This window comes from Streptomyces sp. NPDC059906, assembly GCF_042730645.1.
Classification (GTDB): Bacteria; Actinomycetota; Actinomycetes; order Streptomycetales; family Streptomycetaceae; genus Streptomyces; species Streptomyces rubrogriseus.
In genome coordinates this window covers 144,137-157,272 of sequence record NZ_JBHWKU010000016.1, presented here as the reverse complement: position 1 = coordinate 157,272, position 13,136 = coordinate 144,137, and the positions used below count along the sequence as shown (strand labels likewise).

At 71.7% G+C, this 13,136-nt stretch carries 13 protein-coding genes; 9 read left to right on the top strand and 4 right to left on the bottom strand.

Annotated elements, in window-relative coordinates:
- Positions 1 to 26 precede the first annotated feature (26 nt).
- Positions 27 to 491, top strand: a complete 465-nt coding sequence (locus tag ACFV9J_RS24255) for a GatB/YqeY domain-containing protein (protein WP_385357016.1) — start codon at positions 27 to 29, stop codon at positions 489 to 491.
- Between the two features lie 166 nt (positions 492 to 657).
- Here ACFV9J_RS24255 and ACFV9J_RS24250 read toward each other — a convergent pair whose 3' ends face one another.
- Positions 658 to 2,928, bottom strand: coding sequence for a transglycosylase domain-containing protein (locus ACFV9J_RS24250; protein ID WP_385357015.1), 2,271 nt, complete (start codon positions 2,926 to 2,928; stop codon positions 658 to 660).
- 460 nt (positions 2,929 to 3,388) lie between these two features.
- Here ACFV9J_RS24250 and wblA point away from each other — a divergent pair, with 460 nt between their 5' ends.
- Complete coding sequence (gene wblA, locus ACFV9J_RS24245; protein ID WP_385357013.1) at positions 3,389 to 3,727, top strand: transcriptional regulator WblA; 339 nt, start codon at positions 3,389 to 3,391, stop codon at positions 3,725 to 3,727.
- Between the two features lie 14 nt (positions 3,728 to 3,741).
- Here wblA and ACFV9J_RS24240 read toward each other — a convergent pair whose 3' ends face one another.
- The gene (locus ACFV9J_RS24240; protein ID WP_385357012.1) at positions 3,742 to 5,187 is read right to left on the bottom strand and encodes an ArsA family ATPase; all 1,446 of its coding nucleotides are present in this window, start codon (positions 5,185 to 5,187) and stop codon (positions 3,742 to 3,744) included.
- The gene (locus ACFV9J_RS24235; RefSeq protein WP_385357011.1) at positions 5,184 to 6,161 is read right to left on the bottom strand and encodes an ArsA-related P-loop ATPase; all 978 of its coding nucleotides are present in this window, start codon (positions 6,159 to 6,161) and stop codon (positions 5,184 to 5,186) included. The genes ACFV9J_RS24240 and ACFV9J_RS24235 overlap by 4 nt, the downstream gene beginning before the upstream one ends.
- A gap of 176 nt (positions 6,162 to 6,337) precedes the next feature.
- On the opposite strand from ACFV9J_RS24235, the gene ACFV9J_RS24230 reads away from it, so the two are divergent.
- From ACFV9J_RS24230 to ACFV9J_RS24210, 5 genes are all read left to right on the top strand, one after another.
- Positions 6,338 to 6,499, top strand: coding sequence for a DUF4177 domain-containing protein (locus ACFV9J_RS24230; protein WP_003975360.1), 162 nt, complete (start codon positions 6,338 to 6,340; stop codon positions 6,497 to 6,499).
- Entirely contained in the window at positions 6,496 to 6,963 is a 468-nt protein-coding gene (locus ACFV9J_RS24225) for a RidA family protein (protein ID WP_003975361.1), read from the top strand. Before ACFV9J_RS24230 ends, ACFV9J_RS24225 begins: the two co-directional genes overlap by 4 nt.
- 248 nt (positions 6,964 to 7,211) lie before the next feature.
- A complete protein-coding gene (locus ACFV9J_RS24220) occupies positions 7,212 to 8,279 on the top strand; it encodes an alpha/beta fold hydrolase (protein WP_385357010.1) in 1,068 nt (355 codons plus the stop codon).
- A 58-nt stretch (positions 8,280 to 8,337) separates the two neighbouring features.
- Positions 8,338 to 9,270, top strand: a complete 933-nt coding sequence (locus tag ACFV9J_RS24215; protein WP_385357009.1) for an NUDIX hydrolase — start codon at positions 8,338 to 8,340, stop codon at positions 9,268 to 9,270.
- Positions 9,267 to 10,109, top strand: a complete 843-nt coding sequence (locus tag ACFV9J_RS24210; protein WP_385357008.1) for an MBL fold metallo-hydrolase — start codon at positions 9,267 to 9,269, stop codon at positions 10,107 to 10,109. The genes ACFV9J_RS24215 and ACFV9J_RS24210 overlap by 4 nt, the downstream gene beginning before the upstream one ends.
- A gap of 71 nt (positions 10,110 to 10,180) precedes the next feature.
- Here ACFV9J_RS24210 and ACFV9J_RS24205 read toward each other — a convergent pair whose 3' ends face one another.
- Complete coding sequence (locus ACFV9J_RS24205; RefSeq protein ID WP_064729047.1) at positions 10,181 to 10,855, bottom strand: Crp/Fnr family transcriptional regulator; 675 nt, start codon at positions 10,853 to 10,855, stop codon at positions 10,181 to 10,183.
- A gap of 333 nt (positions 10,856 to 11,188) precedes the next feature.
- Between ACFV9J_RS24205 and nth the strand changes: the two genes are divergently transcribed.
- Together nth and ACFV9J_RS24195 are read left to right on the top strand one after the other, a co-directional pair.
- Positions 11,189 to 12,268, top strand: coding sequence for an endonuclease III (gene nth / locus ACFV9J_RS24200; protein ID WP_385357006.1), 1,080 nt, complete (start codon positions 11,189 to 11,191; stop codon positions 12,266 to 12,268).
- Positions 12,269 to 12,320: 52 nt separating this feature from the next.
- Positions 12,321 to 13,100 (top strand): NUDIX hydrolase, encoded by a 780-nt coding sequence (locus ACFV9J_RS24195; RefSeq protein ID WP_385357005.1) that lies wholly within the window; start codon positions 12,321 to 12,323, stop codon positions 13,098 to 13,100.
- The last annotated feature ends 36 nt before the right edge of the window (positions 13,101 to 13,136 follow it).

The following is a 13,136-nucleotide window of genomic DNA, read 5'->3' as shown; positions in this document are numbered from 1 at the left end:
CTCGCGTACCTGCGACAATCAGGTCCATGACCACGCTCAAGGCGAAGCTGCACGACGACCTCAACTCCTCGATCAAGGAGCGCGACGAGCTCCGCTCCTCCACGCTCCGGCTGACGCTGGCCGCGATCACGAAGGAGGAGGTCGCGGGGAAGGAGAAGCGCGAGCTCTCCGACGACGAGGTGCAGAAGGTGATCACCCGCGAGGCGAAGAAGCGCCGCGAGGCCGCCGAGGCCTTCGCCCAGGGCGGCCGCGCCGAGCAGGCCGAGCGGGAGAAGGCGGAGGGCGAGATCCTCGCCGCCTACCTGCCGAAGCAGCTCTCCGACGACGAGCTGAACGCGATCGTCGCGCAGGCCGTGCAGGAGGCGAAGGCGGCCGGCGTCGAGGGGCCGCGGGCCATGGGCGCCGTGATGAAGATCGTGAACCCGAAGGTGGCCGGGCAGGCCGAGGGCGGCCGGGTCGCCGCCGCGGTCAAGAAGCTCCTGGCCGGCTGAGCCATCGCGGCGTCGTCCTTACGGCGCGGCTGAAGCCGGTAACGCCGTAACGCGCTATGAGGTCGTAGCGCGCCGTGACGCGCCGTGACGCCGTAACGCCGGTAACACCTGTGAGGGCCCCTCACCGCGACCGCGGTGAGGGGCCCTCACAGGTGAAGGGGACGGGTCAGCGCCGTCCGCCGGGGCCGTTGCCCGGGCCCTGGATCAGGTTGCCCGGGAAGCCGCCGTCCCCGCCGCCGTCGCCGGTGCCGCCGTTGGTCAGACCGGCGATGAAGCCGTCGTCGTCGCCGTTGTTCCCGTCGTCGGGCTTGTCCTCGTCGCGGCCCTTGTCCTTGTCTTTGTCCTTGTCTTTGTCCTTGTTCTTGTCGCCGTCCGGGATGTCGACGAGGTTGAACGAGGGGGAGTCCTTGCCCGACAGGGCGCCGGTCATGGCGTCCTTCCAGATCGGGCCCGGGACCGCGCCACCGAAGACGAGGGGGTGGTAGACGCCGCCGATCGTGATGTTCTTCATCTCGACCTCCTGGCTGGCGCTGCCCACCCAGACGGCGCCCGACATGTTCGGCGTGTAGCCGACGAACCAGGCGTTCTTGCGCTCGTCGGTCGTACCCGTCTTGCCGGCGTTGTCGCGGTCGCTCAGTCCGGCCGCCTTACCGGTACCGGAGTCGACCACGCCCTGCAGCAGGGTGTTCACGCTGTCCGCGGTCTTCTCCGTCATGGCGCGCGAGCACGTCGACTTCGGGACCTCGAGCGACTTCTGCTTGTTGCCGACCTTCTGGGTGATCGACTCGATCGCGACCGGCGTGCAGTACATGCCGCGCGAGGCGAAGGTCGCGTAGGCGCTCGCCATCGTCAGCGGGGACATACCGACCGAGCCGAGGGCGAGGGCCGAGGGGTTCTGCGGCAGCTTGTCCCCGTTGCCCTGGTGGACGTGGAGCTTGTCCGCCATGGACGCGACCGGGCACAGACCGATGTCGGCGAGCATCTGGACGAAGTAGGTGTTGACCGACTTGGCCATCGCCTCCTTCAGCCGGTACGGGCCGACCTCCGACTCGTTCTCGTTCTCGAGGCGGTAGCCGTCGTCGTTGATCCAGGGCTTGTCACAGGTCTGGATGGGGCTCGGATAGTCCATGGCGAACGGCGACGGGTACTCCTTCGTCGCCGGTACGTTCTCCTCCAGGGCCGCGGCCGCCAGGAACGGCTTGAACGTCGAACCCGTCGGGAACCCGTAGTTGGAGCCGCCGACCGCGTGGTCGACCGAGTAGTTGATCTCGGTCTCGTTCTTGCCGTAGCCGTACGGCTTCGACTGGCCCATGGCGACGATCCGGCCGGTGCCGGGTTCGACCAGGGTGCTGGCCGCGGCGACCGAGTCCGACTTGTTGACGTGGTCCTTGAGGGACTGGTGCACCGACTCCTGGGCCTGCGGGTCGAGCGTCGTGCGGATGGTCAGGCCGCCCTGGTTCCAGACCTTGGCCCGGTCCTTGCGGGTCTTGCCGAAGACCGCTTCGCTCAGGAAGACCTCGCGCACGTAGTCGCAGAAGAAGCTCGCGTCGTTCACGGCCGTGATGCAGCCGTTCTTGGGCTTGCTGACCTTCAGCCCGAGCGGTGCCTTCTTCGCCTTCTCGGCCTGGGCCGGGGAGATGTCGCCGACCTGGGCCATGCGGTTCAGCACGACGTTGCGGCGCTTGGTGGCCTCCGCCTCGTCGTTGACCGGGTCGTACCGGCTGGGCGACTGGACGATGCCGGCCAGGAGGGCGGCCTCCTGGACGTTGAGGTCCTTGGCGTGCTTGGAGAAGTAGCGCTGGGAGGCGGCCTCGACGCCGTAGGCCTGCTGGCCGAAGAACGTGATGTTCAGGTAGTTCTCGAGGATCTTCTTCTTGCCCAGCTCCTCCTCGACCTGGATCGCGAGCTTCAGCTCCTGGATCTTGCGGCCGATGGTCTGCTGGGTGGCCTGGGCGACCTTCGTCGGGTCGTCGCCCGCCTCCTCCACGAAGACGTTCTTGACGTACTGCTGGGTGAGCGTGGAGGCGCCCTCGGAGACCTCGCCGCTGCGCGCGTTCTTGTTGAGGGCGCGCAGGACGCCCTTGAGGTCGATCGCGCCGTGCTCGTAGAAGCGGGAGTCCTCGATCGCGACGATCGCCTTCTGCATGTACGGCGAGATGTCCTTGAGGTCCACCACCGTCCGGTCGCGCGAGTAGACCGTGGCGATGGTGCCGCCCTCGGCGTCGAGGATGGTGGTGCGCTGGCTCAGCGGGGGAGTCTTCAGGTTGGCCGGCAGGGCGTCGAAGCCCTCCACCGACCCCTTGGCGGCCAGCCCCAGCGCGCCCACGGCGGGCAACGCGATGCCGGCCAGCACTGCTCCCGCGAGCACACTGACACCGAGGAACTTGGCGGCCTGCTGCGTTGGCGACAGACCACCGCCCGAGCGCTTCTTTGGCATGGAGGCAGCCTACGTTCTCATTCGCCGGACACGCGTATATGCCTTGGCCTAAGCTGCACTCAACTGTCACAGCAGTGAGGCCACGTATCAATACGTCCGGCGACCCCGAATCGTTCCGGATCCGCTCGATTTTTTTCCGAGAGGCCCCGCTGGGGGGCGCGTTGGTGTGTACCGGCGCGCGCCACGGCGTGTGAGGTACGTGTCCGAATCCGCCTTGTGTGTCAATCGGTGTCCGTTGTGGCGCAACAGAGATGACCTGATTGTCGGGATCGTCGCGCATGTCGCCAGCTCACTCCCCCGGGTGATCTGCCGCTTACCCATAGTCCGTTCGGGCCATTCAAGATTGGGCCCGAAGGGGGTGTTGCGCTGTGCCCACCTTCCGTAACGTCCTCAACTGGCGGCGGTGAATATGCCGCTGCCGCCGTGGGGGAGCCTCGATTCGGGAGAGGACGGCGCCGGTATGGGCTGGGTAACCGACTGGAGTGCGCAGGCCGCCTGCCGCACTACCGATCCGGACGAACTGTTCGTTCAGGGAGCAGCGCAGAACAGGGCCAAGGCGGTGTGCACCGGATGTCCGGTGCGGACCGAGTGCCTGGCCGACGCGCTCGACAACCGCGTCGAGTTCGGCGTGTGGGGAGGCATGACGGAGCGGGAACGCCGCGCGCTGCTGCGCAGGCGGCCCACCGTGACCTCCTGGCGCCGGCTCCTCGAGACGGCGCGGACGGAGTACGAACGAGGGGTCGGCATCGTGCCCCTCGATGACGACGAGGTGTACGAGAACTACGCGGCCGTGGTCTGAGCCCCGAGGCGGGATCAGGCGCCCGGCTCGGGCAGCTCGGGTCGGCCGGTGGCCAGGCGTGCCCCGATGTCCCGCAGCCCCGCGAGGTCGTGCACGTCGCCGGGCAGCGCGGCCACCTCGGTGACCGCGACCTCGGGATGACGCGCGGTGAAGCGGTCACGCGTGCGCTGCTCGCGGGCGAGCAGGTGCATGCGCTCCGCGTGCAGCCGCAGCAGGCCCGCGGCGAGCGCGTCGACGGACCGCTCCGCCGTGTCGGAAACCTCGGGTGAGGTGTCGGAAGCCTCGGGAGAGGCGTTGGTGGCCCCGGGTGGGGCGCCGGGGGCCGAGTCGCCGGGCCCGGAGCCGGCCGGTTCTGAACTGCCGTACGTGTCGGGAGAGTTGCCGGAAGAGGTACGAAGTCCAGCTTTCCCGCCGTCCTGATCCACAATGCGGGGATCCTCAAGATTTTCCGCGGCGGCGAGTGCCCGCTCGGCCGACAGGCGGTCGGCGCCGCTGCCGTGGACCCGGTTGAGCACCAGACCGGCCAGCGGCATGTCCTCGGCCGCCAGCCGCTGAACGAAGTACGCGGCCTCGCGCAGGGCGTCCCGCTCCGGGGCCGCGACCACCAGGAAGGCCGTCCCGGGCGCCTGGAGCAGCTTGTACGTCGCGTCCGCGCGCGTCCGGAAGCCGCCGAACATCGAGTCCATCGCGGCCACGAAGGTCTGCACGTCCTTGAGGAACTGCCCGCCCAGCACCTTCCCCAGGACGCCGGTCATCATCGACATGCCGACGTTCAGGAACTTCATCCCGGCCCGGCCGCCGACCTTCGCCGGGGCGAGCAGGACGCGGATCAGCTTGCCGTCCAGGAAGGAACCGAGACGCTTGGGGGCGTCCAGGAAGTCCAGCGCCGAGCGGGACGGCGGCGTGTCGACGACGATGAGGTCCCACTCGTCCCTCGACCGCAGCTGCCCCAGCTTCTCCATCGCCATGTACTCCTGCGTGCCCGCGAAGCCCGCCGAGAGCGACTGGTAGAAGGGGTTGCCCAGGATCGCCGCCGCCCGTTCGGGATCCGCGTGGGACTCGACGATCTCGTCGAAGGTCCGCTTCATGTCGAGCATCATGGCGTGCAGCTCGCCGCCCGCCGAGTCGTCGACGCCCTTCACGCGGCGCGGGGTGTTGTCGAGCGAGTCGATGCCCATGGACTGCGCCAGCCGGCGGGCCGGGTCGATGGTGAGGACGACCACCTTGCGGCCGCGCTCGGCCGCCCGCAGGCCCAGGGCCGCAGCCGTGGTCGTCTTGCCGACCCCGCCCGAACCGCAGCACACCACGATGCGGTTCCGAGGGTCCTCCAGCAGGGCGTCGACGTCCAGCACGCGCGCGGGGGACAGGCGGCGCGCGCCCTCCGGTTGGCCGGCCTGGCTGCCCTTCTGGTGGCCGCCCTGGCTGCCCTCCTGGTGGCGGGCCGGGTCGTCCGGACTCATGCGATCCCCTGCTTCCGCAGCTCGGTGGCCAGCTCGTACAGGCCCGCCAGATCCATGCCCTCGGCGAGCAGCGGCAGTTCGTGTGTCGGCAGGCCCAGCTCGCCGAGCACCGCCCGCTGCTCCTCCTCCAGCGCATACCGCTCGGCGTACTCGCCGGCCTGGGCGAGGAGCGGGTCCACCAGCCGCTCGGCGTGCCCGCCCCGCCGTGCCCCGCCCAGTCCCGCCCCGGACAGGGACCGCGCCAGCGCCGTACGCGGTGTCTCCCGTACGAGCTCCAGGCCGGCGGCGTCCAGGACCTGGGGCCGGACCATGTTCACGACGACCCGGCCCACCGGGAGCCGTGCCGTCCGCAGCTCGGCGATGCCGTCCACGGTCTCCTGGACCGGCATCTCCTCCAGCAGCGTCACCAGGTGCACGGCGGTCTCCCGCGACTTCAGCACCCGCATCACGGCCTGCGCCTGATTGTGTATGGGGCCGACCTTCGCGAGCCCCGCCACCTCGTCGTTGACGTTGAGGAAGCGCGTGATGCGGCCGGTCGGCGGGGCGTCCATGACGACGTAGTCGTACACGAACCGCCCCTGCTTGTCCTTGCGCCGGACCGCCTCGCACGCCTTGCCGGTCAGCAGGACGTCCCGGACCCCCGGCGCGATGGTGGTCGCGAAGTCGATCGCGCCGAGCTTCTTCAGGGCCCGTCCGGCGCTGCCGAGCTTGTAGAACATCTGGAGGTAGTCCAGAAGGGCCAGTTCGGCGTCGATGGCGAGGGCGTACACCTCCCCGCCCCCGGGAGCGACGGCGATCTTCCGCTCCTCATAAGGCAGCGCCTCCGTTTCGAAGAGCTGCGCGATGCCCTGGCGGCCCTCGACCTCGACGAGAAGCGCGCGCTTCCCCTCGGTGGCCAGGGCCAGCGCGAGGGCCGCGGCCACCGTGGTCTTGCCGGTACCGCCCTTGCCGCTGACGACCTGGAGCCTGCTCACGTATTCGAGCGTAACCAGTCCGCGCGCGGAGTACGCCGGTGGCTGTGGACAACGTGGCCCCGGCCGGCGCGCGCGGGGGCCGGGCAGCGGCCGCGGACGGCCCTCGGACAGCGGTTGCAAAGGCGCCCCGGCCAGCGGCTGCGGAGGTGCCCCGGCCAGCGGCTAGAGTCGGCCGCATGACCAAGTGGGAATACGCAACCGTGCCGCTGCTCGTCCATGCCACGAAGCAGATTCTGGACACCTGGGGCGAGGACGGCTGGGAGCTCGTCCAGGTCGTGCCCGGGCCGAACAACCCCGAGCAGCTCGTCGCCTACCTGAAGCGGGAGAAGCAGGCATGAGCGCCGTCGAGGCGAAGCTCGCCGAGCTCGGTCTGACGCTGCCCGAGGTCGTCCCGCCGCTGGCCGCCTACCAGCCGGCCGTGCAGTCCGGCCCGTACGTCTACACCTCCGGCCAGCTGCCGATGCTGGGGGGCAAGCTGCCGGTCACCGGCAAGGTCGGCGCCGAGGTCACCCCGGACGAGGCCAAGGAACTGGCCCGCACCTGCGCGCTGAACGCCCTGGCCGCGGTGAAGTCCGTCGCCGGTGACCTCGACCGCGTCGCGCGTGTCGTCAAGGTCGTCGGCTTCGTCGCGTCCGCCGCCGACTTCACCGGCCAGCCCGGTGTGATCAACGGCGCCAGCGAACTCCTCGGCGAGGTCCTGGGCGACAAGGGCGTGCACGCCCGCAGCGCGGTCGGCGTGGCGGTCCTGCCGCTGGACGCGCCGGTGGAGGTCGAGATCCAGGTGGAGCTCGTCCAGCCGTAGCGGACCGGGCGCGCGGTACGCCGACGGACAGGGCTTCCGGTGCGCGGGCTTCCCGCCGTACCCCGACGGAGCGGGGAGACCGGCGCCGGGTGCGGCGCGCGCCTTGCCAGGCCGGCAACAAAACCTCGCGCCCGCCGCACCGCCCCCGCAGTATCGGTCCCGGTGCCCCGTACGGAGCGGGAGCCGGCCCAGGCCGGCCCTCCCGGTCCCGACGGGGGCCGTACCGACCGTATGCGCCAGGAGGAGCCATGCCGCAGCCGCCCGTGACCGACCAGCAGACCGGCGAACGAGACACCCCGCAGGACGGCAGGCCCGGACACGCCGCCGCCGGCCGGCCCGTGCACCGGCTGGTGCCCTCACCCGCCGGCCGGATCCACCTGGTGGAGCAGGGCAGCGGGCCGCTGGTTCTGCTCGTGCACGGCTTCCCCGAGTCCTGGTACTCCTGGCGCCACCAGCTGCCCGCACTGGCCGCCGCCGGGTTCCGCGCCGTCGCCCTCGACGTACGCGGCTACGGGCGCTCCTCGCGGCCGGACGCCGTCGAGGCGTACCGGATGCTGGATCTGGTGGCGGACAACGTCGCCGTGGTGGAGGCGCTGGGGGAACGCTCCGCCGTGGTCGTCGGCCACGACTGGGGCGCGAACATCGCCGCCCACTCCGCGCTGCTGCGGCCGGACGTATTCCGCGCGGTCGGCCTGCTGAGCGTGCCGTACACCCCGCCGGGCGGCCCGAGGCCCAGCGAGGTCTTCGCCGGCATGAGCGACCCGGCCGGACCCTTCGCCGGGCAGGAGTTCTACGTCTCCTACTTCCAGGAGCCCGGCCGCGCCGAGGCCGAGATCGAGCCCGACGTACGCGGCTGGCTCGCCGGCCTCTACGCCGCCCTGTCCGCCGACACCATGCCAGGCCCCCAGGATCCCGACCCGCACTTCGTCGCCCCCGGCGGCCGGATGCGCGACCGGTTCCCGGCCGCCGGACGGCTGCCGTCCTGGCTGACCGAGGAGGACCTGGAGGTCTACGCCGGGGAGTTCGAGCGCACCGGCCTGACCGGCGCCCTGAACCGCTACCGCAACATGGACCGCGACTGGGCCGACCTGGCCGCGCACGAGGGCGCCCCGATCACCCAGCCGTCGCTGTTCCTCGGTGGCGCGCTGGACGCCTCCACGACCTGGCTGTCCGACGCGATCGAGGCGTATCCGGTCACCCTGCCCGGGCTGAGCGCCTCGCACCTCCTCGACGGCTGCGGCCACTGGCTCCAGCAGGAGCGCCCCGGGGAGACGAACCGGCTGCTCACCGAGTGGCTGACCGGCCTGCCCTCCTGACGCCCACCGGCCCCGGGGGCCACTCGAACATCCGCCCGTCACCGGATAGCCTCCGGCCATGGCGAATGGTCAGGCGAGTGGTCAGTGGTACCCACCGGAGTGGCCGGACCGCATCCGCGCGCTGGCGGCCGGCACCCTCACCCCGGTCACCCCGAAACGCGCGGCCACCGTCATGCTCCTCAAGGACACCGGCACCGAGGCCACCGGGTCCCGGTCCGGTCCGGCCGTCCACATGCTGCGCCGCCGTACCTCCATGGCCTTCGCCGGCGGCGCGTACGCCTACCCGGGCGGCGGGGTCGACCCGCGCGACGACGACCGCGCCGTCGGCTGGGCGGGCCCCACGCGCGCGTGGTGGGCGGACCGGCTGGGCGTGGACGAGGCGGGCGCCCAGGCGATCGTCTGCGCGGCCGTACGCGAGACGTACGAGGAGGCCGGCGTCCTGCTCGCGGGTGCGACCGGTGACTCGGTGGTCGGCGACACGACGGGCGGGGACTGGGAGGCCGACCGGGCCGCCCTGGTCGACCGTGAGCTGTCCTTCGCGGAGTTCCTGGACCGCCGGGGCCTGGTCCTGCGGTCCGACCTGCTGGGGGCCTGGGCGCGCTGGATCACCCCGGAGTTCGAGTCGCGGCGCTACGACACCTGGTTCTTCGTGGCCGTGCTCCCCGAGGGGCAGCGCACCCGCAACGCCTCCACCGAGGCCGACCGCACGGTGTGGATCACACCGGCCGACGCGACCGCCGGGTACGACAAGGGCGAGCTGCTGATGATGCCGCCCACCGTCGCGACGCTGCGCGGCCTCGCCGGGTGCGCCACGGCGGCCGAGGCGCTGGCGTCGGCGCCGGGCCGCGACATGACGCCGGTACTGGCCCGGGCGCGGCTGTCCGGGGACGAGGTCGTCCTCTCCTGGCCGGGACACGACGAGTTCACCAAGCGCGTCGCGAGCGCGGCGCCGGCGACACCTTCCGACCCGACCGGGGGAGCCCCCGCATGACGTACGCAGCAGCACTGCCCGGACAGCCGCGCGGCGGCGTCCTGTCGGGACCGGCCACCGCGCGCGCGGTGAACGTCCTCGCGCCCAACGCCTCCGCGATGACCCTGGACGGCACGAACACCTGGATCCTCGCCGAGCCCGACTCCGACCTGGCCGTCGTCGTCGACCCGGGCCCACTGGACGACGCCCACCTGCGGCACGTCGTCGACACGGCCGAGCGGGCCGGCAAGCGGGTCGCGCTGACGCTGCTGACGCACGGTCACCCGGACCACGCGGAGGGCGCCGCGCGCTTCGCCGAGCTGACCCGCACGAACGTACGGGCCCTGGACCCGGCGCTGCGGCTGGGCGACGAAGGGCTGGCGGCCGGTGACGTGATCGGGGTCGGCGGCCTGGAGCTGAGGGTCGTGGCGACCCCGGGGCACACGGCGGACTCCCTGTGCTTCCATCTCCCGGCCGACCGGGCGGTCCTGACGGGCGACACCGTCCTGGGCCGTGGCACGACGGTGGTGGCCCACCCGGACGGCCGTCTCGGCGACTACCTGGACTCGCTGCGCCGGCTGAGGTCGCTCACGGCCGACGACGGGGTGCACACGGTGCTTCCGGGGCACGGGCCCGTCCTCGAGGACGCCCAGGGTGCCGTGGAGTACTACCTCGCCCATCGCGCCCACCGTCTCGCCCAGGTCGAGACGGCGGTGGAGGACGGCCACCGCACGCCGGGCGAGGTCGTCGCCCACGTGTACGCGGACGTCGACCGCTCCCTGTGGCCGGCGGCGGAGCTGTCGGTGCGGGCGCAGCTGGAGTACCTGGGCGAACACGGGATCGTCCAGCTGCCCGAGTAGGGCTGGGCTTCAGGGACCCCCAGGGAGCCCGGGCCCCAGGGATACTCCGGGCCCCGGCGCACTCCCCGGCGTCAGCGGGAGCGCTTGGCCAGTCGCTCCACGTCCAGGAGGATCACCGCGCGGGCCTCCAGGCGGAGCCAGCCGCGCCCCGCGAAGTCCGCCAGTGCCTTGTTGACCGTCTCGCGGGACGCGCCGACCAGCTGGGCCAGCTCCTCCTGCGTCAGGTCGTGCACCACGTGGATGCCCTCCTCCGACTGCACGCCGAAGCGGCGGGAGAGGTCGAGCAGGGCGCGGGCGACACGGCCGGGAACGTCCGAGAAGACCAGGTCCGACATGGCGTCGTTGGTCTTGCGCAGGCGGCGCGCGACGGCGCGCAGCAGCGCGGTGGCCACCTCGGGCCGGACGTTCAGCCAGGGCTGGAGGTCGCCGTGGCCGAGGGCGAGCAGCTTGACCTCGGTCAGCGCGGTGCCGGTGGCCGTGCGCGGACCCGGGTCGAAGAGCGACAGCTCGCCGATCAGCTCGCTGGGGCCGACGACGGCCAGCATGTTCTCGCGCCCGTCGGGGGACGTGCGGTGGAGCTTGACCTTGCCTTCCGTGACCACGTAGAGGCGGTCTCCGGGGTCCCCCTCGTGGAACAGGGTGTCGCCGCGGGCGAGGGTCACCTCACTCATGGAGGCGCGGAGCTCCGCGGATTGCTCGTCGTCGAGCGCCGCGAAGAGCGGGTTGCGCCGCAGAACGTCGTCCACGAGTTCTCTCCTTGTCGACCGGCTCAGAGGATCTTGTTCCCCCGGTGTACCAGGGGTCCGTGGTGCCCATTTTGCCGGACAGTCCAAACAGTGTGATCTGTCACAAGGATGCCGCACTGATGTCCCGGGGTACGCGGCAGGGGTCCAATTGGACGCCGATCTTCGAGGTCCGGGGCGGATGTCGGTGCCGGGTCGTAGGCTGGCCGGGTGTCCAAATCGCCGGTGAGAGCACAGGCCGAGGGGGCTGCGCGGGTGAGTGCACATCGCGATTCCGCTGTGGGCGAACAGGGTCCCGATGGCGGTAGGAAAACGGCGAAAGCGACAAAGAAGGCAGTGCCTGCCAAGAGGGTGACTGCGGAGAAGGGTGCCGTGGAGAAGAGCGCCGCGAGTAAGAAGACCGACGCGGGTAAGAAGACCGACGCGAACGCGAGGAAGACCGCGGCCAAGAAGACTGCGGCCAAGAAGACTGCCGCCAAGAAGACCGCGGCCCGGACGGGCGCCAAGTCGGCCGCCGCGAAGCAGGTCCCGCCCCTCAAGAGGCAGGCGCCGGCCAAGAAGCCCGCCGTCGCCCCGAAGAAGGCCACCGCCGCCGTCACGGGCGTCGCCCCGGCGAAGACCGTCGCCCCGAAGCCGCCGCGCGGCGAGTCGCGCACCGCGCTGGTGCGCCGCGCTCGCCGTATCAACCGCGAGCTCGCCGAGGTCTACCCCTACGCCCACCCGGAGCTGGACTTCGAGAACCCGTTCCAGCTGGTCGTGGCCACGGTGCTGTCCGCCCAGACCACCGACCTCAGGGTCAACCAGACGACGCCCGCCCTTTTCGCCAAGTACCCGACCCCCGAGGACCTGGCCGCCGCCGTCCCCGAGGAGGTCGAGGAGATCCTGCGCCCGACCGGCTTCTTCCGGGCCAAGACCAAGTCGGTCATAGGGCTGTCCAAGGCGCTCACGGAGGACTTCGGCGGCGAGGTCCCCGGACGCCTCGAAGACCTCGTCAAACTGCCCGGCGTCGGCCGCAAGACCGCCTTCGTCGTGCTCGGCAACGCCTTCGGCCGCCCCGGCATCACCGTGGACACGCACTTCCAGCGCCTGGTGCGCCGCTGGCGGTGGACCGAGGAGACCGACCCGGACAAGATCGAGGCCGCCGTCGGCGCGCTCTTCCCGAAGAGCGACTGGACCGACCTCTCCCACCACGTCATCTGGCACGGCCGCCGCATCTGCCACGCCCGCAAGCCGGCCTGCGGCGCCTGCCCCATCGCACCGCTGTGCCCGGCGTACGGCGAGGGCGAGACGGACCCGGAGAAGGCGACGAAGCTGCTGAAGTACGAGAAGGGCGGTTTCCCGGGGCAGCGGCTGAAGCCCCCGCAGGCCTACCTGGACGCGGGCGGGAAGCCGGCGCCGCCGCTGGGGGCCGGGTGACGGAACGATCTCGGGGGCTCGGGGCGTTGGAGTCTGCAGGACGGGGGTGGAGATGACACGGGCGAGCGACACGCAGGGTCCCGCGTGGGACCGCACTCGGGGCGCGATGCTCAGCAAGGAGGGTCTGCCGGGCTGGCTGGACCCGGTGGTGCGGGCCGTCGAGACGGTCCGGCCGACCCAGCTGAGCCGCTTCCTGCCGCCGGCCGACGGCGCCGGCCGCCAGTCCGCCGTCCTGATCCTCTTCGGCGACGGCACGCGCGCGGGCGACGGCACGCGCGCGGGCGAGGGCACGCGCGGGGGCGAGGGCGGCGAGGAGGCCGGGCGGGGCCCGGAGCTGCTGCTCATGGAGCGGGCCGGCACCCTGCGCTCCCACCCCGGCCAGCCCGCCTTCCCGGGCGGCGCCCTCGACCCCGAGGACGGTGACCCACGCGGTGACGGCCCGTTGCGGGCCGCCCTGCGCGAGGCCGAGGAGGAGACCGGACTCGACCCGTCCGGCGTCCAGCTCTTCGGGGTGCTGCCCAAGCTCTACATCCCGGTGAGCGGTTTCGTCGTCTCCCCGGTGCTGGCCTGGTGGCGCGAGCCCACCCCGGTCGGTGTCGTGGACCCGGCCGAGACCGCACGCGTCTTCACGGTCCCCGTGGCCGATCTCACGGACCCCGCCAACAGGGTGACGACCATCCACCCGAGCGGTCACCGAGGCCCGGCATTCCTGGTCGAATCGGCGCTCGTGTGGGGCTTCACCGCAGGCATCATCGACCGGTTGCTGCACTTCGCGGGCTGGGAGCGCCCCTGGGACCGGGAGAAGCAGGTCCCGCTGGACTGGCGCGCATGACAGGGTGGCCTGCGTACCGCAGACGACAAGGCGAGG